Genomic DNA, 22,488 nt, shown 5'->3' on the forward strand with positions numbered 1-22,488 from the left:
TGATTATGCTGCCCCCTGGCCCGGAAAGCTAGTACTTATTCCCAATAAAAATTGTTTCAAGAGCGAAAAATCTATTGCGTCGATATCTCCGTTGGCATCCAAATCGGCCAGCTTTGTATCTTCAATTTCTCCTAATCCCAGTAGATGCTTTTTCAATAACTGTAAGTCTATCGCATCTATTTGGCCGTCATTATTTATATCACCCAATTTTCCGGTATTGACACTACCTGCTGTGAATGTGAACCAGTTAAGGTTGAACAGGTATCCACTTCCCCCTGTATAAACAAGATACAAGTCATGTTTTCCCGTTACACCGCTGACAACACATTTTGCATCAGTATAAGTCTGCCAATCTCCTGTTCCTTCAACTGGACAAGTTCCAATTAAAGTCCCGGTAGGACTATCAAGCCGTATTTCAATGTTGCCTCCGCTGGTTGCACTTGCTACTCTGGCCTGAAAACCTCCTACACCGTTACCAAAATCCACATTTTTGTAAACGGTATAGTCTCCGTTTTCAATGTACCCTACATCCTCTCCGCCTTCCGAACAGGTTTCTGTCTGAATTCCTGACTGATAGCTGAAATTTTCCGCTTCTATTTGCTTGGTTGCATCAATAGGAGCTGGCGGTTCAGTAGAAATCTTAAGCAATACTGTTCCATGTGAAGGAACTGATGCTGTATATGAACCCGTAAAACTACCTTTGTCTGCTTTAGCCCATAAATCTCTGACAGTTACACTTCCGGTTACACCTATGTCTGACCAATTAACAGTAATATTAGATGTTGATGAATTCCTGTTCAATAAAGCAACTGCCTTAGTTGTTCCATCGGTACCAAGTGGCTTTACCCAAATCTCCAGACCGTTTGCACTTTTAACTCTTTTTCCTTGAACTCCGGCAGGGTCCTGATCAATAGCTATTACTTCTCTATTTAATAGAATATCCTTTGTGGCTTGTGACATGTTCCTTATATCATTTCCTGCAATAAGTGGAGCAGCCATCATACTCCACATGCTCATCTGGGTACGGTATTCCTCTGTTGTACATCCACCGTTTCCTATTTCAAGCATATCAGGGTCATTCCATGCCCCTGGAGCAGCTGAACTTGCGTATTGAGCATTACCATCAATTGCATTTATAATACCTTTGAACCAATCGTTTCCATTGTCCCATTTATCGGTAATATCCCCAGTAGTACGCCACAAATTACCTGTTGCAGGCATCCAGTTCTGATATCCCCATGCACATATGCTGAATACAATTGGTCTTCCGCAATTTGCAAGAGCTGTCTGCATCTTCTGGTAATCGGTTTTCATGTCACTTCCGTTTGGCACATTGCAGTTATCATATTTAAGATAATCAATACCCCAAGAAGCAAATGTCTTTGCGTCTCTATCTTCATAACCCTTGCTTCCGCTTTGAGGAATATTCATACAAGTCATAGTTCCACGGCATCCATATATTCCCAGTTTAAGACCCTTTGCGTGTACATAGTCCGCTAAAGCCTTAATACCGTTTGGAAAACGTGTAGGATCAGCTCGCAGATTTCCGTTGGAATCACGTGCTGGATTTGCCATCCAGTTATCATCCAGATTCAGATACACATAACCTGCATCCTTCATACCAGAGCTTACCATTGCGTCTGCAATTTGTTTGATTTTAGTTTCATTGATATCTCCATGGAAAATATTCCAGCTGTTCCACCCCATTGGTGGTGTTTTTGCAAGACCGTTATCCCATGCTCCTGTATTCAAAGTCATTACAATAGTAATCACAAGACCAAAAAGAAAAAGTGTACTGGCCGCACGGATTTTATTCATAATATTATCTCCCCCTTCAATTATGTAGTTTGTATAAATCTAATCTACTACCTAATAAGCTGCAGCAAATCAGGTAGTAGATTTGCCCTATCAACACATTCGCACCTTAAGTTTTTAATTAATACCCAACAGAATTTTTTTGAAAACGGCGCAATCCAGTGCATCAACAGCTCCGTCCTTATTTAAATCTCCTGCTTCAATGCCATTATCTACCGGGAATTCAGTAATTAATCCAAGTATATATTTCTTTAGCAATGCATAATCTGTTGCATCTACACTGTCATCTCCATTTAAGTCCCCGACAATTGTAGTTGTTCCGCTTTTTTCAAATTTCCACCAATTGATATTAAACAGGTAACCGCTTCCGCCTGTGAATTTCAGATACAAGTCATGGACTCCCTCTGCACCGCTTACTGTACAGGACTTATCAACATAGGTCTGCCAATCCCCTGTTTCACTAACTGCACAAGTTCCCACAAGTGTACCTGTAGGGCTGTCTAGTCTTAGTTCTATATTACCGCCGCTTGTTGCTGAAGCAACTCTAGCAACAAATGATGATGCTCCTGATTCAAAATCTACACCTTTAACCTTTATATAATCGCCGTTTTCGATAAACCCAACATTCAAACCGCCTTCACTGCAAGCTTCTGTTTCTACTCCGGACTCCCAGCAAATTGTTTCAGCCTCATTCCTAACATATGGGTTCAGGTATTGAATTTTCGAAGGACCTGTTTTAGTAGCTGATATCTTTGGTATGGTACCGTCAGAGTTATAATTAAATTCTTCTACACACACTGAACGTTTGTAGCTTCCTCCTCCCGGTAAATCCCCTGTATGATAGAAAAAGTATGATTTTCCCTTAAAGTCGGTTATTGCTGGATGAATTGTAAAGCTGTTCTTCGAAGGCATGATTTCACCTTTAGATGTCCATGGTCCGGTAGGACTGCTACTTGTAGCATACTGTATATTTTCACCATTTGAGCCCATACCTGCATATACCAGATAATATAAATTATTACGTTTATAAAGCCATGGACCCTCTATATAGCCTGACGGCTTTGGGTTTACTTGAGTTATGCTTCCTGAATAGGAAATCATATCCTGATTTAATTTCACATAGTATGCATTACCATTTCCCCAATACAAGTAGGCTTGTCCGTCATTGTCAATAAACACGGTAGGATCAATATCCTGTGCCCCGTTATTTGCAATTAAAGGCTTCCCAAGAGCATCTTTAAAAGGTCCTGTAGGGCTGTCTGACACTGCAACACCTACTGTTCTTGCGCCATATTGGTTTGTCAGTGTAACATACATGTAAAATTTTCCGTTTCTAGGTATACACTGTGCCGCCCATGCATCTCCTTTTGCCCAACTAAATGTTTTGTAAGACAGCGGAGAACCACAGTCTGTCCAATTTACCATATCAGTTGATGAATAGCATCTCCATTCGTTCATTGTATAAAAATCATTTACTGTGGTATCTTCATCATGTGTAACGTACAGATAACAAGTGTCGTTATAAATCATTGATGCGGGATCCGCAGTATAATATGTCTGCACAATTGGGTTATCCGCATAACATACAAATGAAAAAAGCGTAGTAAAAATAATTAAAAGCCCTAAAACTTTGCATACTTTCTTCACAAAAACACCTCTTTTCTAATTTACTTCAATATATCTTCTATGTTTTTCCATTAATCATGTGCCTTGTCCCGGAAAAACACTAATTATCCCCAGTAGGTATTGTTTCATTAGAGAAAAGTCAAGTGCATTAACATCACCGTTATTATCTAAATCAGCGGATTCTATGTTTTCAATTTCCCCTAAACCCAGAATATGTTTTTTCATGAGCTGTAAGTCAATAGCATCTATTTGTCCGTCTGAATTAACATCTCCCAGAAGGACAGAACTATCGGCTTCGGTAAATTGAAACCAGTTAAGGTTAATCAGATATCCGCTTCCTCCCGTATATTTCAGATACAAGTCATGCTTTCCTTTAACAGGTTCTACATCACAAATAGAATCCGTAAATACTTGCCATCCTCCTGTTCCTGCAACTTTGCAAGAACCTATTAAAGTTCCAGTTGGACTGTCAAGCCTTATTTCAATGGTACCTCCGTTGGTTGCACTGGATGCTCTAGCCTTAAAGCTACTTGCTCCATTTCCAAAATCAACATTTTTATATACGGTGTAATCTCCGTTTTCTGTGTAGCCAACAGCCAGACCGCCTTCATCACAATCCACATTCTGAATTCCATATTGTGAATTGAAGTTTTCTCCTTCTATTTTTTCAAAGGCTGATAACTGAACATCAGGTATAGGAGTATTTGGTCCTGCAGATGTATAATAACGGAACCAGTTAATATCGACATAACCTCCCGAGGAAGCAGTTGTATAATTGTATATACCAAACTTGTCACCTTGGAAAAACCCCAAGTCAAAAGGCATGTTTAATGTTCCCCCAAGTTGAGTAAAGTTTATATTGTCAGTACTATAGTAAAATGTAGCCTTATTACTGTTAAGATCTGCTTTAGCCCTTAAATAAACAATATTTCCCGTAAGTGTAGGACCATTTGTAATGGTTCCAGCCGTATCCTTGTTAGCGTTTATATTGGCCACTATTCTTTTTACTCCGCCTGATTTAGTTACCCCGATGGTTCCATATGGAATATTAAGGAGACATAGGCCTGCATTGTCACCGTCTAACATATTGGTAGTGTCAAGCTCTATAGTGCCTTGGCAATCAGGTCCCTCCACTCTTTGTGTAAGGGTATTGGTAGCCCTCCACAAATTATTTGCATTTTTTGCGTGAAGTCTCAGATAACCAGGTCTCTCGCTTAAAGACCACTTTGTATTATCCGGATAATGATTCCACTGCCACTGCAATCCCATTGTTGTTGAATTGAATTCATCAGAATTAGGAATTGTAAGAATCGGGTATGTTGCACCCACATCTGGCTTTTTATATGTAATAGGTACGGAACCCATTGGATAGCTTTTTCCTGCTATTGTTACATTTTTTACTGTGGCCGGGTCTCCAAGTATTGGCCAATCATTCTGCCACTGCATAGGTATCAAAATATCTCTTCGGCCCAGACCTTGACCATCCTGGAATACATAGAACCACCATTCACCAGTTACAGTATCTATAGGCCCTCCCTGATGTATTTGGCTTCCTCCCGGAATGCTCGGTCCATTCAGCAGTATCCTCATTTCATAAGGCCCATATATGTTTTTAGACCTTAGGCAGTAGGTATATGATTCTGGAGGTGTAGAGTTACGGAATATATAATAATATCCGTTCCTTTTCATAACATGAGTGCCTTCCACCAGATAATTACCTGTTACACCTTCAATACGAGTAGTTACCTGGCTACTTACTACCGACTTATAGTCGGCACTTAGTTTAGTAACTCTAACGTCATTTGCTTCAGAAATTATGTATCCTGTGCCGTCATCATCAATGAAAAGTCCAGGATCATGGAACCCCTGATTATAAACTGTTTTTGTATAAGGTCCTGCAGGATTTGTGGCAGTACACATAATGAATTTCCCTTGTGCCTGATAGATACCCACATAATACGTCCCGTTACGGTAGGCAATGGTGGGCGCCCAACAGCCATGTCCGTAATCATTAAAAGTATTTGAAAGATTATAAGATTTTCCTGTACCATTAAGGTCTGAAGTGACATATCCTATAATTTCCCAGTTGATCAAATCCTTTGAATGTAGGATAGGTATTGATGGAAATGACACAAATGTGGAACTTACCATATAGTAGTCGCTTCCTACCCTGATAGCAGCAATATCAGGATAATCAGCATTTAAAATCGGATTTGTATATGTACCGTTATTATTATCTGACTGCCATGCTCCGACAAAAGTCGTCTGAGCAGCTATTAAACACACCAGTAAAATAATACTGAAGACCTTTTTAAAAAGCATCTCATGTTTCCTCCTTTTTGTTGTTAAAAGTTAGCAGGTAAATTAAAAATTTACCTGCTAACTTTTAGATTAATTTGTGCCCAGAAGGATTTTTTTGAAAACAGCAAAGTCTATAGCATCAACTACACCGTCATTGTTCATATCTGCAGCATTTATATCACCAGCAGGGAAGGTAGTAATTTGACCAAGAAGATACTTTTTCAGCAATGCATAGTCTGTTGCATCTACACTGCTATCTCCATTAAGGTCACCTGTAAGAGTCTGAGTTGTATTACCAAATTTGAACCAATTCACGTTTAAAAGATAGTCACTACCACCAGTAAATTTCAGATACAAATCATGTTTTCCGCTTGCACCGCTGATGCTGCAGCTTGCATCTGTGTAGACTTGCCAATCACCAGTTCCTTTAACTTCACAAGTTCCTACCAAAGGACCTGTAAGACTATCGAGTCTGATTTCGATTTTACCTCCATTAGTAGCACTTGCTACTCTTGCCTGAAAACTTGTTGCACCAGTACCAAAGTCTACATCTTTATAAACAACATAGTCTCCGTTCTCGATGAATCCTATATTCAGGCCTCCTTCTGAGCAAGTTTCGGTTTGAATTCCTGATTGGCTTGTGTAGTTTTCAGCCTCAATTTTTGAAAATGCTGATATAGGTTCAGCAGGAGCATAGTCTGTAAATCCTCTTTCACATATCATTTGAGAATAGTTCCAAAGGCTTTGCTTCCATACATTCCAATCATGACCTGCACCCTGGATAAGGAAATAGGTATTTGGAATATTGTTAGAATCACAGTAATTATGTACCCCTGTACCAAAACTAATCAAATTATCGGTAGTTCCGTAAGAAATAAACAAGAATTTCAATAGTTCTCTAGCAGATGCTCCATTATCAGGGAATAACTGTGAATTAGGCAGTGTGTTTGGTGCTGGAGAAAAAGCTCCTACATATGGGAACAAATTCAAATTTGTAAGTCCGATATTAAATGATTGTCCGCCACCCATTGAGAGTCCGCAAACAGTTCTGTGATTACGGTCTGTATAAACAGAGTAGTGTGATTCTATATATGGAATAAGACTACCGATTAAATCTTTTGTAAAATTACTCCAACCGTCAGATACACCGTTTCCTGTTGCATTTCCGTTTGGTAATACACATATAAACGGCTGAATTTTACCTGCAGCGATTAGATTGTCAAGAATAACATTTGGTGCACCGTTAGTGTACCACTCGTCTTCATTTCCACCAATACCGTGCAATAAATACATTACACTGTATTTTTTGTCAGGTGAGTAGTTTGGTGGCAGATAAATTCTAGCTCTTCTTGTACTATTTGTTGCCGCTGACTGATAATTGATGTAACTTACCTGACCATGTGGAATATTATTCTGAACCTGGTCATATCCTGCCGGCGGTGTAGTTGGCAATGTTGCAGCCTGTACCTTAGTATCAGGCACCGTAAAGATTAAAGTCAAAGCAAAAACAAATGCCACCATTCCCCAAAGGGTTTTTTTAGTTAATATATTTCTTTTCATTTATTTAACTCCTTTCTTTTAACACGTAAAATCATTATAAACTTGGAATTGTACCAAGCAGATATTTTTTAAAAACTGCAAAATCAAGTGCATCAATAACACTGTCCTTATTTAAGTCTCCGGCTTCAATATCGTTTTCTGCCGGAAAATCTTCAATTAATCCAAGAAGGTATTTTTTCATCATGGCATAATCTGCCGCATCCACGCTGTTGTCTCCATTGAGGTCTCCAATAGCAGAGGTATTCTCCGCTTTGGTAAACTTCCACCAGTTTAAATTGAACAGATAACCACTTCCACCTGTAAATTTCAAGTACAAGTCATGTATCCCCTCAGCACCGCTTACCGTACAGGTCTTGTCCACCCATGTCTGCCATCCACCTGTTTCTGTAACCTCACAAGTTCCTACCAGTTTTCCTGTTGGACTATCAAGTCTCAGCTCTATATTTCCCCCACTGGTAGCCGAGGCAACTCTTGCAGCGAAGGATTCTGCACCTGTACCAAAATCAACCCCTTTTACCTTTATGTAATCTCCGTTTTCTATAAAGCCTACATTCATTCCACCTTCACTGCAGGTTTCAGTTTCAACACCAGATTCCCAACAGATTGTTTCGGCTTCGGTTCTAACATATGGATTAAGGTTGCCGATTTGTGCCGGACCAGTTGTAGTCATATTTATTGTTGGGAAAGTACCGTCGGCATTATAGTTAAATTGCTCTACGCAAACCGAACGATGATACCCTCCTCCATTGGGCAAAGCTCCATTGTGATAGAAAAAATACGAATTGCCCTTATAATCAACTACCCCTGGATGATTGGTAAAGCTGCTGCCTTGGGTTGGCATGATTTTGCCCCTATATGTCCAAGGTCCTGTAGGTCCTGTACTGGTAGAATAACCTATATGTTCAGATATGGGGCCAGCTGCAAATACCATGTAATATAAACTGTTGCGTTTGTAAAACCATGGTCCCTCTTCGTATGTAGTTGGCCTGTCATTTTTACTTCTGACTCCAAAGCTTGCAGTTGTCAACGGTACCTTTACAATACTCCCTGAGTAGGAGACCATATCCTGATTCAATTTTACATAGTAAAGGTTTGGATTACCCCAATACAGATAGGCCTGCCCGTCATCATCGATATACACTGTTGGGTCAATGTCACCACTGCCCGTACTAACCAGCGGTTTTCCAAGAGCATCTTTAAACGGTCCTATAGGGCTGTCCGATACTGCAACTCCAATTGCCGTACCACCATTTTTAGGTGTTAGTGGAACATAAAAATAAAACTTTCCGTTTCTTTCAATACATTGGCCTGCCCATGCATCTCCTTTTGCCCAACTGAATGAACTGTAAGACAGTGGTGAGCCATGATCCGTCCAGTTCACCATATCAGTTGAGGAGTAGCACCTCCAGTCATTCATAGTAAAGAAATTATTTACCAATGTATCCTCATCATGTGTAGTGTAAAGATAGCAAGTATCGTTATACACCATAGGGGCCGGATCAGCAGTATATATGGTCTGTACTATAGGGTTGTCAGCATAGCTTACTGTTGGAATAAATAATGTAATTGCTGACAAGAGGGCTGCAATTTTACATACTTTTTTCATTTAAATACCTCATTTTTAAATCACTTTTATGAAAGGTAGAATACTTTCCCTTCACAATTAATAATTATTTGTCAGCCGGAAATTTTGTTATTTGTCCAAGCAGATACTGCTTCATAAGAACAAAGTCAAGTGCATCAATTGCACCGCTGCCATCTAAATCAGCAAGTTTTTCATTTTTAACTGTTTCTGTTCCTAAAATGCACTTTTTCAAAATTTGGAAATCCAAGGCATCTATTTCTCCATCTGAATTTAAATCACCTATTTTGTCTGTAGAAACAGGAGTATTTCCAAATATGAACCAGTTGATATTAAATAGATAATCGCTTCCACCTGTGAATTTCAGGTATAAGTCATGCTTTCCGCTTACTCCGCTAACGCTACATGTAGCATCAACCCAAGTCTGCCAATCTCCGGTTGCTGCAACTGGACAAGTACCTATCAATGTTCCATTAGCACTATCCAATCTGATTTCAATCTTTCCTCCGTTGGTAGCACTTGCTACTCTGGCTTTGAAGCTTGTAGCACCGTTTCCGAAATCTATGCTTTTATAAACAATGTAATCGCCGTCTTCAATGTAACCTACATTCTCTCCGCCTTCACTACATGTCTCAGTTTGAATTCCGGATTGATCGTTATAACTCTCTGCTTCTATTTTTTCAAATGCGCTTCTGGGCTCTACAGGTATATCTTCACCAGGAACGTTTGCCAAATATTGCTTTAACCAAGTCAATGCTGGTCTTTCGGTTCCGTTACTGCGTATAAGGTGAGAGTTTTGAATCCATGTACGTCCTTGTATATATCCCCAGATAGTAATACCTTTTACTGCAGAATGTTCATACATTACAGGGAAAAGCTCCTGCATCTTACTTTTCTGTGCATTGTCATCTGCAATATCTAAATCTAATTCAGAAATATATATAGGTACACCTGTTGCAGCAAGCCTGTCCAATCTTGACTTTAGATTAGCAGCACTTGTCTTTTCAAGACCATGTGATTGACAGCCAACACCATCAATGAGGTTTCTGGCTTTCAATATTTTTACAACAGGTATATATTGATCAAGACATGACCATTCATTCAAAACATTATAGTCATTAATCAACAGCTTTGCATTTGGGAAATACTTACGAGCCATTTCAAAAGACCATACTATCCAATCCCAGCCTGTACCATAGAGGCCATTGTCACCTCCGATATCATTTTTGAATGGAAATGGAGCATGTCCAGGCATAGCCTCGTTAACAACGTCTATGAATTCTGGATCCGGGAAATTCTGTGCAGCTGCTTTGTACCAGTTTTCAATGGCTGTTTTCCTTGCTGCTCCAGAAAGATTATTTAACCAGTTTGGATACTGTGAACCCCATACAAGTGTATGGAACTTAAAAGGAATCTTATTTGTTTTACAGTAGTTGTACATTGCTTTAGCTTGGCTAAAATTATATACACCTTGCTGTGGCTCGCAGGAACCCCATTTAGTTGCATTTTCAGGTGTAAGCTGATTCCAGTAGTCTCCAAATTTACTAGGTACACTACCATCATACCATATATTACCAACAAATTTTGGTTTTCCTGTAGCCATTGCAGCATCAGCTGTAAGCGGCAGACTGCTGTTGATAATACAAGCACACAAAAGAGCTGAAAGTAGAATACTAAAGATTCTTAACTTACAATTGTTGCTTTTTTTAATCATTCTTATTAACCTCCGTTCTAAAATTTTGAAAATTACAGATATAGTTACCCCCGGTAACTAGCAGCATAAAACACTGTTCAAATGAACAGCATAAGCCGCAACCATCCCATTATGTACGAATAATTTGGCAATGATCTCAACAAATAAATGCGTATATAGTGTTTTACTGAAGTATTAAATCTTCAAGATAAGCCAAGGTTACCATTTCCGGCAGAACAAGATAACCTCTTAAAATGCTTTTTGAAAAGTGTATACTAATACAAATTATCGATGTATGCTCCTGCATACAAGTTTGGTCAGAATTAATTACTTTAAATTATTACGACTGGTAGGGAAATAGACAATTTTTTAGTGTTTTTCTGAGCCCCCCCTTCTTAATTGTTGTCTAATTGTTATCTTTCAGCACTTGGCCAAAAGATAAGCCAATACCAATAACAAATGATATTCTATTGTCTAATTATATATAAGAGGTATTGACTTACTTTGGCTAATGTAAGAATAGGAGTAAAATGAAAAAGAACGTTTAGTACATATTAACTATGTTAATTAATTATAGAATGTAAACAGTTTCCATCTCAATAAAAATCTTTTTGTTATTGGTATAAAATTTTGTAATTATTTTACCATATGATGAAAAAATAGTAAATTGGTTATTTTACTCATTGCATTTGTATATTTTTTTTTAACTTTGTTATAATATATTTTTTCTTACTACATTTCACTTCGATACTCCTTAGGAGTAACACCTGTAGCTTTCTTAAAAATATAGCAGAAATAATGAGGATCGTTATATCCAACATTATAAGCAATTTCAGATGATTTTAGAGAAGTAGTTTTCAAAAGCTCCATTGCCTTTTTTACTCGTACCTTTGTCAGGTATTCTATAAAATTTTCTCCTGCCTCTTGGCTAAATATAGTGCTAAAATGACTAGGACTTACATTGACATATGATGCAACTGAAATGAGAGAAATGCTAGAATTGGCAAAATTGTTATGTATATACTCCTTTGCTTTTTTTATAATACTGTCGTACTTTCTCTCTACTCTAGTATCCCTGAATTCCAATACTATTTTTAAAGTACGCTCTGCTAATTCTCCGAACTTTTCTATAGAATCTATACCTGCAACGAAGTTCTCTAAATTTGATACCCAGGGTATCAGAGTTTCAATTTCACCTCCAAGTTCGTCAATGAACCTTGACGCACTTATTACCACATCCATGAACAGATAATGTATATATATTGGTGACTTCATATCAATCTCGTTGAGATTATCAATGAACTTACCTACAAAACATCCCACATCTGATTTCAGTCCGCATTTCAGAAATTCGTAGGTATCGTTCATATCAATCTTAATAAAATCCTTTTTACTACCCATATCAGACTTTATATCGTTTATACCAAGAATCTTTCGTTTCCCATATACATAGCGATAGTTTTTTATTTCATCCGCTTCCTTATAGGATTGGGTAATCCCTTGTATTCTTTCTCTCGCACCACCAATGCTGATTCCAAGAATGCATGAAGTTTTCCTTTCCACCTCATATTTAAGAGATTGAGCTAAACTGTAAGCTGCTTCTTCCATACTTTGGGGATTGTCCCCTTTTATTATTACTATAATTTCTCCAAGGGTCCTTCTAAATTTAATAATCTCACTGTTTTTGCCAACTATGTTATCTATCAAAGCCTCTGCTTGCAGTACTTCTGTATACTCTCCTTCTGAAGGACTTTTTTTGGGCATTTCCAGTTCTATAATCTCAACAATGTAAAACTTTGAAATTATACTTATATTTAATCTTTCGCAGTTATCAATAACTTCGGCCAGAGGAACCATCCCCAATAACAGCTCGCTTAAAAATTTATCCCTGAATAAAGGAGCATTTTCCGCAAGTTGTTTTTTTATTTTTTCCGCGTTTTCTCTTTCTTTTTTTTCGGTTATTATTACTTCTTTAACTTTTTCCAGTGATTCAAGGAGTTCGTGGGCAGTCACTGGCTTTAGCAAGTATTCGGTTACACCTATACGCATTGCCTCCCTTGCAAAACCAAATTCGTCGTGTCCGCTAAGAATAATAATTTTGACCCAAGGCATATTTTTCCTGACCACTTGGCTTAACTCCAATCCGTCCATAAACGGCATTTTTATATCAGTAATTAATATGTCCGGTTTTATTTCCATAATAAGCGGCAGTGCAAATTCACCGTCAGGTGCTTCACCTGAAAATACAAAATCCGTTTGCTCCCAATTAATACAATCCCTGATACCATGACGAACTATAACTTCATCATCCACAAGAAATATTTTATACACCTGTATCACCTCTCTGACCGTACTAAGTACAATATTCCATCCTAAGATTTACAATACCTTCTTTTTGAAATTTAAATATTATAATGACGGTTTTGGGTGATTTTTGGGATACAAATAGTGAATTCACTTCCGACACCGTATTCACTTTTTACATCTAATCCGTACTCATCCCCAAAATTCAACTTAATTCTTTCATTTACATTAAATAAACCAAATCCTTTTTGCTCCGGAGCATTTTTATCCTTGGGCATGATTAAGAGTTTCTTAATTTTTTCAATTTGCTCCTGATTCATTCCAATTCCATTATCCTTTACTTTTAATAACACATTCTCTCCTTGACAATAGCCCTCTACAACTATTTTTCCCATTCCTCTTTTGTTTTTTATTCCATGATAAAGTGCGTTTTCGACTATAGGCTGAAGTGTAAGCTTTAGAATACTACAATTTTCAAGCTCCTCAGAAATATTTATTTCATATTCTAGAATATCCTGATACCGGTACTGTTGAATCTGTAGATAGCTCCTTATAAGCATTTCTTCTTCCCTAATACTTATAAAGTCATAGCCCTTACTTAATGCAATCCTAAAAAATCTGGACAATGCACTTACCATCTGTATAACATCCTTGGTTTTGTTGCCTTCAGCCAACCATATAATAGTATCTAATGTATTATAAAGGAAATGTGGATTTATTTGAGCCTGCATAAGCTTTAGCTCTGTCTTTCTCAAATTTATTTGCTCCAGTTTTACATCTTCCACCAGACTGCCTATTTTTTCAATCATTGTGTTAAAACTTGATGTTAGCATGGCTATCTCATCACTTTCAGAATCCGGGACTCGTGTAGTAAAATCTCCATTTCCAACCAACTTTGCTGATATACAGAGGTTTTTTATAGGCTTTGTAATGCTGTAAGAAATAAATTCTACCAAAATAAGAGTTACTATTAATAGTGCAGCAAAAATTATACATGTAAACGTAACATTTCTTTTTCTTTCCGCTTCAATTTTAGTATGTACCTTGTTCATTTGAAAAGTTTCAATATATACGTATTTTTGAATGGCATCAGTAATCATGGTCGTAGTAGTTCTAATATCATTATCAAGAATCATTAAATTCTTATCGTATTTAGGCCCATCAGCTTCTAAATTTTCTTTAATAATTTCAGTACTTCGTTTAAGACTATCAATATAATCTTTCATATATTTAGTAGTACTTTTGTTTTCAGGCATTAATGCGGATGTTCTCAGGTATTTCACTTTATTATATGCATCTTCCAGTTTACCAAATATGTCCTCTTTTTTGAAATTGCTTGACCCAATTACAATCTGATACATGCTGTAATCATAATCATATTTGAATTTCTGGGAGAAATCATTAGCAACAGATATGCTTTTATAAATTGCATCGTAGTAATCCGAATATGTTCCCACTTGGAAAATAAGATAAGAAACAAATGCCAAAAGGGGAATAATAGCACTAACCATCAAAGCTCTCATTTTTGTTTTTAATGATATGCCTAAATATTTTTTAATTTTCATAATAATTTCTCCTCTTATTTATATCCCAATCCTGAATGCACCAAAAGAGACAGTCTTTTATAAAAGACTGTCTCTTTCTATTTACTTTTTTTAAATGCTATTTACTCTTTCTCTTAATTGATGCAAATATGCTCTGCAGTATAATGAATATGCATAGGAGTGCTGCAATTGCAATCTTTGTCCACCATGAAGACAGCGTACCTTGAAAAGTTATTATTGATTCTATTGTACCCTTTATCATGACGCCAAACAAACTACCTATGACATTACCGACACCACCTGTAAGAAGAGTTCCTCCGATTACAGCCGAAGCAATAGCATCCATTTCAAAACCCCTGGCCTGTTCAACAAAGCCTCCGCAGGAATTTAGGGCAAAAGCAAAACCCGCTAAAGCTGCAAGAAAACCATTAAGTGCATATACTTTCAGCTTTATCCTCCTGACATTCAATCCCATAAGTAGTGCGGATTGCTCATTACCGCCAACTGCATATATAGAACGACCAAATTTCGTGTACTTTAAAATAACGAAAGCAATTATTAAAACAGCAATGGCAAGAATTACACTGGGGTATATGTAAGGATGTATTACTTTTCCCTTCTTTGTTACCGTGGAAATAAACGGTATATATATTTTAGCGTTTGCTATACTAAGGAATGTTTTATTTGTAATGGTTATCATTTCAGCACTGATTATTGCAGTCATTCCTCTTGCAAAAAACAGACCTGCCAGCGTTACTATGAAGGGCTGAATGTTGAGATATGACACCAGAAAACCCTGTACAAGGCCAAACACAACACCCACAACCAAAACAATTACTATACTTAACCAGGCATCCATGCCTTTTTTCTCCATCATCCAGGCAAGGAGCATACATGTCATTGCTATTACCGAGCCGATTGATATGTCTATACCCGCTGTAATCAATACTATTGTCATACCCACAGCCGCAATAATTAATCCTGCATTACTTATAAACAGGTTTAAAAAAACCTGAGGCTTTCCAAAGCCTTTATCTTGGAATATCACCATGCCGGATATGTATAACACAAAAAATAATATAATAGTTACAAACAGCAAAAAGTTATTGCCGCTTAATTTGCTACGTAAACTCTTTATCATTGTGTCACCTTCTCTCCAGCCCCAGTTATTTTTAGCTTTAGACTAATATTTTTTACGAACTTTTTAAATTCTTTTGACTGCAAGGATACAATTATTATTACTACTATTGCTTTATAAACAGGTAACTGGTCTGCCGATACTCCCATTGAGTAAAGTGAAGTAGACAATGCCTGTATTGTAATTGCACCTATAACACTGCCTGCTAATGAGAATTTTCCTCCTGCTAGGCTGTTCCCCCCCAGTGCAACTGCAAGAATTGCATCCATTTCCATATTCAGTCCAACATTATTTGCGTCAATGGAATAGATTCTTGAGGTGGCTATTGTCCCTGCAATCCCTGAGCACAAACCACAAAATGCATAGGTCAAAAATATTATCAGTGTTGAATTTAATCCGATTAATCTGCTTGCTTTTGCATTTATACCCACACTCTGAATATACATTCCAAGCGCCGATTTTTTAAGAAGAACAGAAGTCAGAATTACTACTGCTACAGCTACAAAAATAGGAGTCGGTAAAGGTACTCCGGGAAGTACAGAGCCCAAATATTTGAAATTTTTCACTTTTATGTAAAGTATATTTCCTCCGGTTATCAATTGCGCAATACCTCGGCCGGCGGTAAACAGAATTAATGTTGCTACCATTGGTTGGATTTTCATTTTTGCAACAAGGAAACCATTCCAAGCACCGCAAGCAGTTGCAGCCAGAATCCCGGCTAATACTGCAAGGGCGTAAGGCATATTATATGCATCCCCTGTTCCCAATAAGAAACATGTCACTGCTCCTGTTACAGCCATTACCGATCCTACTGAAATATCTGTTCCTGCCGAGGATGCTACACATACTGTCATACCTGCTGCAAGAATGATTAATTCGCTGGAACGGTTTATTATATCAATGAGATACCCATATAATACCCCATTACTGTTAATTGATATATTAAAAAAGTCAGGAGTTCTGATAAGATTCACAACCAATACCGCAAAAAGGCATACTAATGGCCAGAACAAACGATATTTTGTGATTTTCTTAATTTGACTACTCATTAGCATCACCTCCTGCAATAACCTTCATAACATGTTCCTGAGACAATTCACTTTCGTCAAGTTCTCCCACTTTTCGGCCGTCTCGCAGAACAGCCATTCTGTTAACAGTACGAAGCATTTCTTCTATTTCGGAAGAAATAAACATTACCGTCATTCCTTTACTTGCAAAGTCCACTACAAGTTTTTGTATTTCAGTTTTTGTTCCAACATCTATACCTCTTGTAGGTTCATCAAGAATTAAAAAGTCCGGCTCCGTCATAAGCCATCTACCCAGTATAACTTTTTGCTGATTACCGCCGCTTAGCTGTTTTATAGGGGTTTCACGGCTTGAAGTTTTTATCTGAAGCATATTAATAAACTTATCTGTAAGCTCCTCCTGCTCCTTTTTGCTTATAAGTTTGAACATACCTCTCTTAGCCTGCAGAGCAAGTATCATATTTTCTCTTACAGATAAATCTGCTATAATTCCCTCTTCTTTTCTATTTTCAGGACAAAAAGCCATTCCCGCTTTCATTGAATCAATGGGTGCCTTAAAACTGCACTTCTGGCCATTTACTTCCAATTCTCCGGAATCTGGCTTATCAGCGCCATACAATACTCTAGCCAATTCAGAACGCCCAGAGCCTAAAAGACCTGCAAGCCCTATTACTTCGCCTTTTTTGATTTCTAAATCAAAAGGCTTGATAGTTCCTGTATGTCCTAACTTTTTAGCAGAGATAAAGTTCTCCCTTGTTGCTTTGATTTCCTCTTCCTTTGCTGCTTTTTTTATCAAAGCCAAATCATCAAATTCCTTACCCATCATCTTTGCAACCAGTTGAACTCTAGGCAGTTTGTCAACCTCATATTCGCCTACAAGACTGCCATTTCTCAAAATGGTAATCCTATCGCATACTGCATATACCTGTTCAAGAAAGTGTGTTACGAATATGATACCTGTTCCCTGGGCCTTTAATTTTCTCATTACCTCAAAAAGTTTTTCAACCTCATTTTCATCCAAACTTGATGTTGGTTCGTCCAAAATAAGCACTTTTGAGGTAATGTCAACAGCTCTGGCGATGGCAACCATCTGCTGCATTGCTACTGAATAATTATCCAGTGATTTTGTAACATCAATATCTACATTGAAACTTAATAATATCTCTTTTGCTCTTTTATTTATTGCTCTCCAATCAATACGCCCCGCCTTTTTTGGCTCTCTTCCTATAAAAATATTTTCAGCTACCGAAAGGTTTGGGCATAAATTTATCTCCTGGTATACGGTACTTATTCCGTTTGCTTGTGCTTCTTGGGGAGATTTATTAATAACTGGATGATTTAAACCGTCTATAAGTATTTGACCTGATTCAAATTCTTCAACACCTGTCAAAACCTTAATCAAAGTACTTTTTCCAGCACCATTTTCGCCCATAAGAGCGTGAATCTCACCGGCTCGCAATGTAAAATCTACATTGGACAATGCTGTTACTCCTGGAAAAGTCTTGCAGATGTTTCTCATTTTAAGAACTTCATGACCTTCATTCCCCACGCCTTCTCCATCCTTTCCCAATAACTTGCTGCAGTTAATCTTTTAAAAAAACAGGTGTGAAACAGTATTTTATTCACACCTGTTTTTTATTCAATTACAACCTAGGATTAAATTAATATTGACGATTTGGAAGCTCTTGTTCAGCTGTTTCAGCAGGATAAACTTTTTCATCAACATACTGTATTTTTTCAACTTTTTCGCCATTCATAAGCTTTTTAGCCAATTCAGCTACTCTTGGTCCGTGTAACGGATTACATTCTACTGATACGTTCATATCTCCGGCTATCATTGACTTGAATGCTGCTTTAACTGCATCAAAAGATACAATTACTACATCTTTTCCGGGAACCTTACCAGCTGCTTTTAAAGCATCAATTGCTCCAAAGGCCATGTTATCGTTCTGTGCTACAACTACGTCAATGTCATTGTACTGTTTGAGGAAAGATTCCATAACTTCCTGACCTTTTGCCTGAGTGAATTCCCCAGTCTGTTGTGCTAATATATTAAAATTGCTGTATTTCTTTATTGTTTCACCGAAGCCTTTTGTACGGCCTATTTCAGCAGAAGAGCCTATTGTTCCCTGAAGAACTACAACATTTTGTGTATCGGTTTTTCCCTGTTCTTTTATGTAGTTTGCCAACCATTCAGCTGCATCAACGCCTTCCTTCTGGAAGTCTGAACCAACCCAGCAGCTAAAGAGTGATTCATCTGAAACCTTTATCATTCTATCAACTATTATTACAGGTATTCCTGCATCTTTTGCTTCGCCTAATACAGTTTCCCATCCGGTTTCTGTAACAGGTGCTATTGCAATAACATCAACATCCTGTGATATAAAATCTCTTACCGCTTTAATCTGATTTTCCTGTTTTTGCTGTGCATCTGCAAAAATTAACTTAAAGCCATTTTTTTCTGACAAAGCAGACTTCATGGATGCTGTGTTAGCTACACGCCAGTCACTTTCAGCACCAACCTGTGAAAAACCTATAGTAATCAACTTATTGCTGTCTGAATCATTAGCAGCTGTAGATGATTGGGCAGCCTGAGACGAGTCAGAATCATTCGAATCCGTACCAGCAGCTCCACAACCTGCTGCCATTACTAACGAAAAGCACATTAGCAACGCAATTAACCTTTTTTTCATTAATTATTCCTCCTATAATAAACTTTACTGCCTACCGGTATTTTCCACCGACAAGATTATTTTAGCAAAGCTGTTTATTTATCGAAACAGAATATATTAAGAGTTTTTTATAATAATTTATTAAGTAAATTATTAATTCAAATAGCGTTATTGAAAAGTATATTTTTTTATGAATTTTGTTGAATTTTTTATTAATTTTAATTTATTTATAGTATAATTTAAACAATATATCTCGGCTATAATTGCCAAAACCTTTGCCGAATATTGTTACCCCACCAACATTTTGTGAATCTGGCAATACTGCTATTCTGAAAGTCCAATATTTCTGACGAATATCCAAAGATGAAAGAGATGTATCTGAAACTTTAATGCCATCTATATAAGATCCGTCCTGTGTTATCCGTATGGATTTATACAGCCCATATTGACCAACTTGCAGGCTCCACCAGTCAGGAGTATATCTTCCCCTGCTGTTTCCATAATCACCTGGACTGGTCCATTGACCAACTTTCTTTTCATTAAGAAAAAAAGTTATATCTGATGGCCAATTGCTGTTTATTCCTGGAGCTTCAGAACCAAGCTCCATTGATATTTCTAATTCTTCAGGCTGCTGAACTGAAAGCAAAAAATTTGGAATCTTATATTCTACATAACCTTCCGTAAACCAAAGTATTCCTGCGTTAACTCTATCCGGCTCCAAAAAATACCTTGGATCATCAAACTCACCTATAACCTTTTCAGGTGTTGCTATTCCGCAAGTGGGGGTAACTGTAAAATTGGTATAATGACCTATTGGCATTGAAAATTCGTGGTATTTTCTTGTTTTTGACTGTCTACTAGGAAATTGGACTTCCAAGGAGTCTATGTCAAGAAAGCATAGTTTTTGTACTGCCCCGTTAATGCTTTTTCTTTCTGAATGAACAATGCCGGCTTTTTCAAGTTTTTTTACATGCATTGTTACTATTGCACTGCTCAAGCCAAGCTCTTGGGCAAGCTGTTTAATATTTAAAGCATCCATTGCAAGTAAGTTAATTATTTTAATTCTTACACTGCTGCTTAATGCTTCATACACAGGCAGCCACTTTTCAGATATATCTGTCTTCATTTATATCTTGCTCCTCATTTAAATTAATACAAGTATAAATTACACGTTATAATTTGTAAATATCAAGTCAATTATTTGTATTGACATATAGAAAAATGGAATATACTATATTGTTATTAAGGTTACTATTAAGTGATTAATATTTTTATTAATCATCTTGACTAATTAATATTTTTATTGGAGGTAGGCATGGATAACGCAAAAATGATACTTAACAAAGACTATGTTGTAGGACCCGTTGATAAAAGAATTTATGGCTCTTTCATTGAACATTTGGGAAGGGCTGTTTACGGCGGAATCTATGAGCCAGGACACCCTACAGCTAACAAATTAGGATTCAGGCAAGACGTTTCAGAAATGATAAAAGAATTACAGGTGCCTATAGTAAGATATCCCGGCGGAAATTTTGTTTCCGGCTACAAATGGGAAGATGGTGTAGGTCCTGTAGATAAGAGGCCTCGACGCACAGAGTTAGCTTGGTCTACAATTGAAACCAACGAAGTTGGAACCAATGAGTTCATGACATGGGCTAAAGAAGTAGGTACAGAAGTTATGATGGCCGTTAACTTGGGAACAAGAGGTGTTGAGGCAGCAAGAAATCTTATTGAATACTGTAATCTTTCTCAGGGAACATACTATAGTGATTTGAGAAAGTCTCATGGTTACAGCCAGCCTCATAACATAAAAACCTGGTGTCTTGGAAATGAAATGGATGGCTCTTGGCAAATAGGTGCAAAAACTGCAGAAGAATACGGAAGACTAGCTTGCGAAACTGCAAAGGTTATGAAAATGGTGGATCCTACAATCGAATTAGTAGCCTGCGGAAGTTCAGGAAGCGGTATGCCTACATTTGCACAGTGGGAAGCTACGGTGCTTGAACATACATATGAACATGTTGATTATATTTCACTTCATACGTATTATGGAAACCAAGACAATGACACTGCTAACTTCCTGGCAAAGTCTGTAGATATGGATGCCTTTATCAAGTCTGTTGTTGCAACCTGTGATTATGTAAAAGCAAAAAAGCGCAGTAAGAAGCAAATAAACCTCTCCTTTGACGAATGGAACGTCTGGTTCCACTCCAATGAGGCAGACAAAAAAATTGACAGATGGTCAATAGCACCACCCCAACTTGAAGATATTTACAATTTTGAGGATGCACTATTAGTTGGTAGTATGCTGATAACTCTGTTAAAAAATGCCGACAGGGTAAAGATAGCTTGTCTTGCACAGCTTGTTAATGTTATTGCACCAATAATGACTGAGAACGGCGGTAGTGCTTGGAAGCAGACCATTTACTATCCATACCTCCACACTTCAGTTTTTGGACGTGGCACTGTTCTAAACACTATTATGAAAGCACCTAAGTTTGATACTAAGGATTTTACTGACGTTTCAGCTATAGACGCAACAGCAGTTATTAGTGACAGCAATGATGAAATTACCGTTTTTGCAGTAAACAGACATATGGAAGATAGCATTACTCTTGATGTTGAACTAAACGGCTTCGGACAGTTTGAGGTTGTTGAACATATAGTTCTTGAGCATGATGATGTGAAAGCTACTAATACAAAAGAAAATCCAAATAACGTTATACCCAGCAACAATGGAAATGCTATTGCAGAAGATGGAAGTATCAAGGCTTCCTTAAAGAATCTTTCCTGGAATGTTATAAGATTGAAAAAAGTAAAGTAATATTAATGAATAAGGATAAAAAAGGGTCTGTTGCAAAACAGATCTTTTTCTATTTAACCAAAGTACTTCCGTATAAAATTAAAGGATTGCACCGACAGTTCAGAGAAGTTACTAAGACTAAAGCGGTTTTTCCTTCTGTTACTTCCCTTGAAAGATGCTTTATTTTGCATCAATGAATGTAATAAAAAAATGGACTCAACGATACCGGAAACGGGCTAGACCTTAAAATACAGTTATAAGCACAGAAATACCACTATTAAATAATTATTGCCAGATTTAATCTAAATAATGCATAAAAATAGAGCGATATGGCAATAATTTGAAATATAATATTAAATTTTTGAGAGTTAATACTTTGTAAATACTTAGCCATTATTGAGTTTGAAAGGCTTCATACACCAAAA

General features: G+C 37.3%; 14 protein-coding genes and 1 pseudogene. 2 read left to right on the top strand and 13 right to left on the bottom strand.

Translation table 11 applies throughout. From position 1 onward, the window contains the following. Positions 1-3: 3 nt before the first annotated feature. The 13 genes from K412_RS0103010 to K412_RS0103070 all read right to left on the bottom strand — a co-directional run bounded on the left by K412_RS0103010 (position 4) and on the right by K412_RS0103070 (position 20,386). Complete coding sequence (locus tag K412_RS0103010; RefSeq protein WP_024831743.1) at positions 4-1,818, bottom strand: carbohydrate-binding protein; 1,815 nt, start codon at positions 1,816-1,818, stop codon at positions 4-6. Positions 1,819-1,932: 114 nt separating this feature from the next. Then, on the bottom strand, positions 1,933-3,462 hold the full coding sequence (locus tag K412_RS0103015) for a family 43 glycosylhydrolase (RefSeq protein WP_024831744.1): 1,530 nt from the start codon (positions 3,460-3,462) through the stop codon (positions 1,933-1,935). A gap of 54 nt (positions 3,463-3,516) precedes the next feature. After that, complete coding sequence (locus K412_RS0103020) at positions 3,517-5,763, bottom strand: family 43 glycosylhydrolase (RefSeq protein WP_024831745.1); 2,247 nt, start codon at positions 5,761-5,763, stop codon at positions 3,517-3,519. Positions 5,764-5,832: 69 nt separating this feature from the next. After that, positions 5,833-7,302, bottom strand: coding sequence for a carbohydrate-binding protein (locus K412_RS0103025; protein WP_024831746.1), 1,470 nt, complete (start codon positions 7,300-7,302; stop codon positions 5,833-5,835). A 34-nt stretch (positions 7,303-7,336) separates the two neighbouring features. Beyond that, on the bottom strand, positions 7,337-8,908 hold the full coding sequence (locus K412_RS0103030; protein ID WP_024831747.1) for a family 43 glycosylhydrolase: 1,572 nt from the start codon (positions 8,906-8,908) through the stop codon (positions 7,337-7,339). 64 nt (positions 8,909-8,972) lie between these two features. Further along, positions 8,973-10,598: an endo-1,4-beta-xylanase gene (locus tag K412_RS0103035; protein WP_024831748.1), complete on the bottom strand. Its 1,626-nt coding sequence runs from the start codon at positions 10,596-10,598 to the stop codon at positions 8,973-8,975. A gap of 711 nt (positions 10,599-11,309) precedes the next feature. Continuing rightward, positions 11,310-12,908, bottom strand: coding sequence for a response regulator (locus K412_RS0103040; protein ID WP_024831749.1), 1,599 nt, complete (start codon positions 12,906-12,908; stop codon positions 11,310-11,312). Positions 12,909-12,979: 71 nt separating this feature from the next. Further along, positions 12,980-14,446, bottom strand: coding sequence for a sensor histidine kinase (locus K412_RS0103045; protein ID WP_024831750.1), 1,467 nt, complete (start codon positions 14,444-14,446; stop codon positions 12,980-12,982). Between the two features lie 97 nt (positions 14,447-14,543). After that, positions 14,544-15,566, bottom strand: a complete 1,023-nt coding sequence (locus K412_RS0103050) for an ABC transporter permease subunit (RefSeq protein WP_024831751.1) — start codon at positions 15,564-15,566, stop codon at positions 14,544-14,546. After that, complete coding sequence (locus tag K412_RS0103055) at positions 15,563-16,612, bottom strand: ABC transporter permease (protein ID WP_024831752.1); 1,050 nt, start codon at positions 16,610-16,612, stop codon at positions 15,563-15,565. The genes K412_RS0103050 and K412_RS0103055 overlap by 4 nt, the downstream gene beginning before the upstream one ends. After that, on the bottom strand, positions 16,605-18,137 hold the full coding sequence (locus K412_RS0103060; protein ID WP_024831753.1) for an ATP-binding cassette domain-containing protein: 1,533 nt from the start codon (positions 18,135-18,137) through the stop codon (positions 16,605-16,607). Before K412_RS0103060 ends, K412_RS0103055 begins: the two co-directional genes overlap by 8 nt. A gap of 112 nt (positions 18,138-18,249) precedes the next feature. Next, positions 18,250-19,281 carry an ABC transporter substrate-binding protein gene (locus K412_RS0103065; protein WP_024831754.1) on the bottom strand — a complete coding sequence of 344 codons (1,032 nt, stop codon included), beginning with the start codon at positions 19,279-19,281 and terminating at the stop codon, positions 18,250-18,252. Positions 19,282-19,483: 202 nt separating this feature from the next. Continuing rightward, positions 19,484-20,386 carry an ArsR/SmtB family transcription factor gene (locus tag K412_RS0103070; RefSeq protein ID WP_024831755.1) on the bottom strand — a complete coding sequence of 301 codons (903 nt, stop codon included), beginning with the start codon at positions 20,384-20,386 and terminating at the stop codon, positions 19,484-19,486. Between the two features lie 189 nt (positions 20,387-20,575). Here K412_RS0103070 and arfA point away from each other — a divergent pair, with 189 nt between their 5' ends. Together arfA and K412_RS22100 are read left to right on the top strand one after the other, a co-directional pair. Continuing rightward, positions 20,576-22,084 carry an arabinosylfuranosidase ArfA gene (gene arfA / locus K412_RS0103075; RefSeq protein ID WP_024831756.1) on the top strand — a complete coding sequence of 503 codons (1,509 nt, stop codon included), beginning with the start codon at positions 20,576-20,578 and terminating at the stop codon, positions 22,082-22,084. 77 nt (positions 22,085-22,161) lie between these two features. Beyond that, a pseudogene (locus tag K412_RS22100) lies at positions 22,162-22,292 on the top strand (IS256 family transposase); the annotation flags it as partial. Positions 22,293-22,488 lie beyond the last annotated feature (196 nt).

The organism is Ruminiclostridium josui JCM 17888 (genome assembly GCF_000526495.1).
Lineage (GTDB): Bacteria > Bacillota > Clostridia > Acetivibrionales > DSM-1351 > Ruminiclostridium > Ruminiclostridium josui.

What these genes read in the sequence shown, in the direction of transcription:
- K412_RS0103025 (WP_024831746.1), bottom strand. Translation starts at nt 7,302, where the DNA reads ATGAAAAGAAATATATTAACTAAAAAAACCCTTTGGGGAATGGTGGCA.
- K412_RS0103030 (WP_024831747.1), bottom strand. Translation starts at nt 8,908, where the DNA reads ATGAAAAAAGTATGTAAAATTGCAGCCCTCTTGTCAGCAATTACATTA.
- K412_RS0103020 (WP_024831745.1), bottom strand. Translation starts at nt 5,763, where the DNA reads ATGCTTTTTAAAAAGGTCTTCAGTATTATTTTACTGGTGTGTTTAATA.
- K412_RS0103010 (WP_024831743.1), bottom strand. Translation starts at nt 1,818, where the DNA reads ATGAATAAAATCCGTGCGGCCAGTACACTTTTTCTTTTTGGTCTTGTG.
- K412_RS0103065 (WP_024831754.1), bottom strand. Translation starts at nt 19,281, where the DNA reads ATGAAAAAAAGGTTAATTGCGTTGCTAATGTGCTTTTCGTTAGTAATG.
- K412_RS0103055 (WP_024831752.1), bottom strand. Translation starts at nt 16,612, where the DNA reads ATGAGTAGTCAAATTAAGAAAATCACAAAATATCGTTTGTTCTGGCCA.
- K412_RS0103050 (WP_024831751.1), bottom strand. Translation starts at nt 15,566, where the DNA reads ATGATAAAGAGTTTACGTAGCAAATTAAGCGGCAATAACTTTTTGCTG.
- K412_RS0103045 (WP_024831750.1), bottom strand. Translation starts at nt 14,446, where the DNA reads ATGAAAATTAAAAAATATTTAGGCATATCATTAAAAACAAAAATGAGA.
- K412_RS0103070 (WP_024831755.1), bottom strand. Translation starts at nt 20,386, where the DNA reads ATGAAGACAGATATATCTGAAAAGTGGCTGCCTGTGTATGAAGCATTA.
- arfA (WP_024831756.1), top strand. Translation starts at nt 20,576, where the DNA reads ATGGATAACGCAAAAATGATACTTAACAAAGACTATGTTGTAGGACCC.
- K412_RS0103035 (WP_024831748.1), bottom strand. Translation starts at nt 10,598, where the DNA reads ATGATTAAAAAAAGCAACAATTGTAAGTTAAGAATCTTTAGTATTCTA.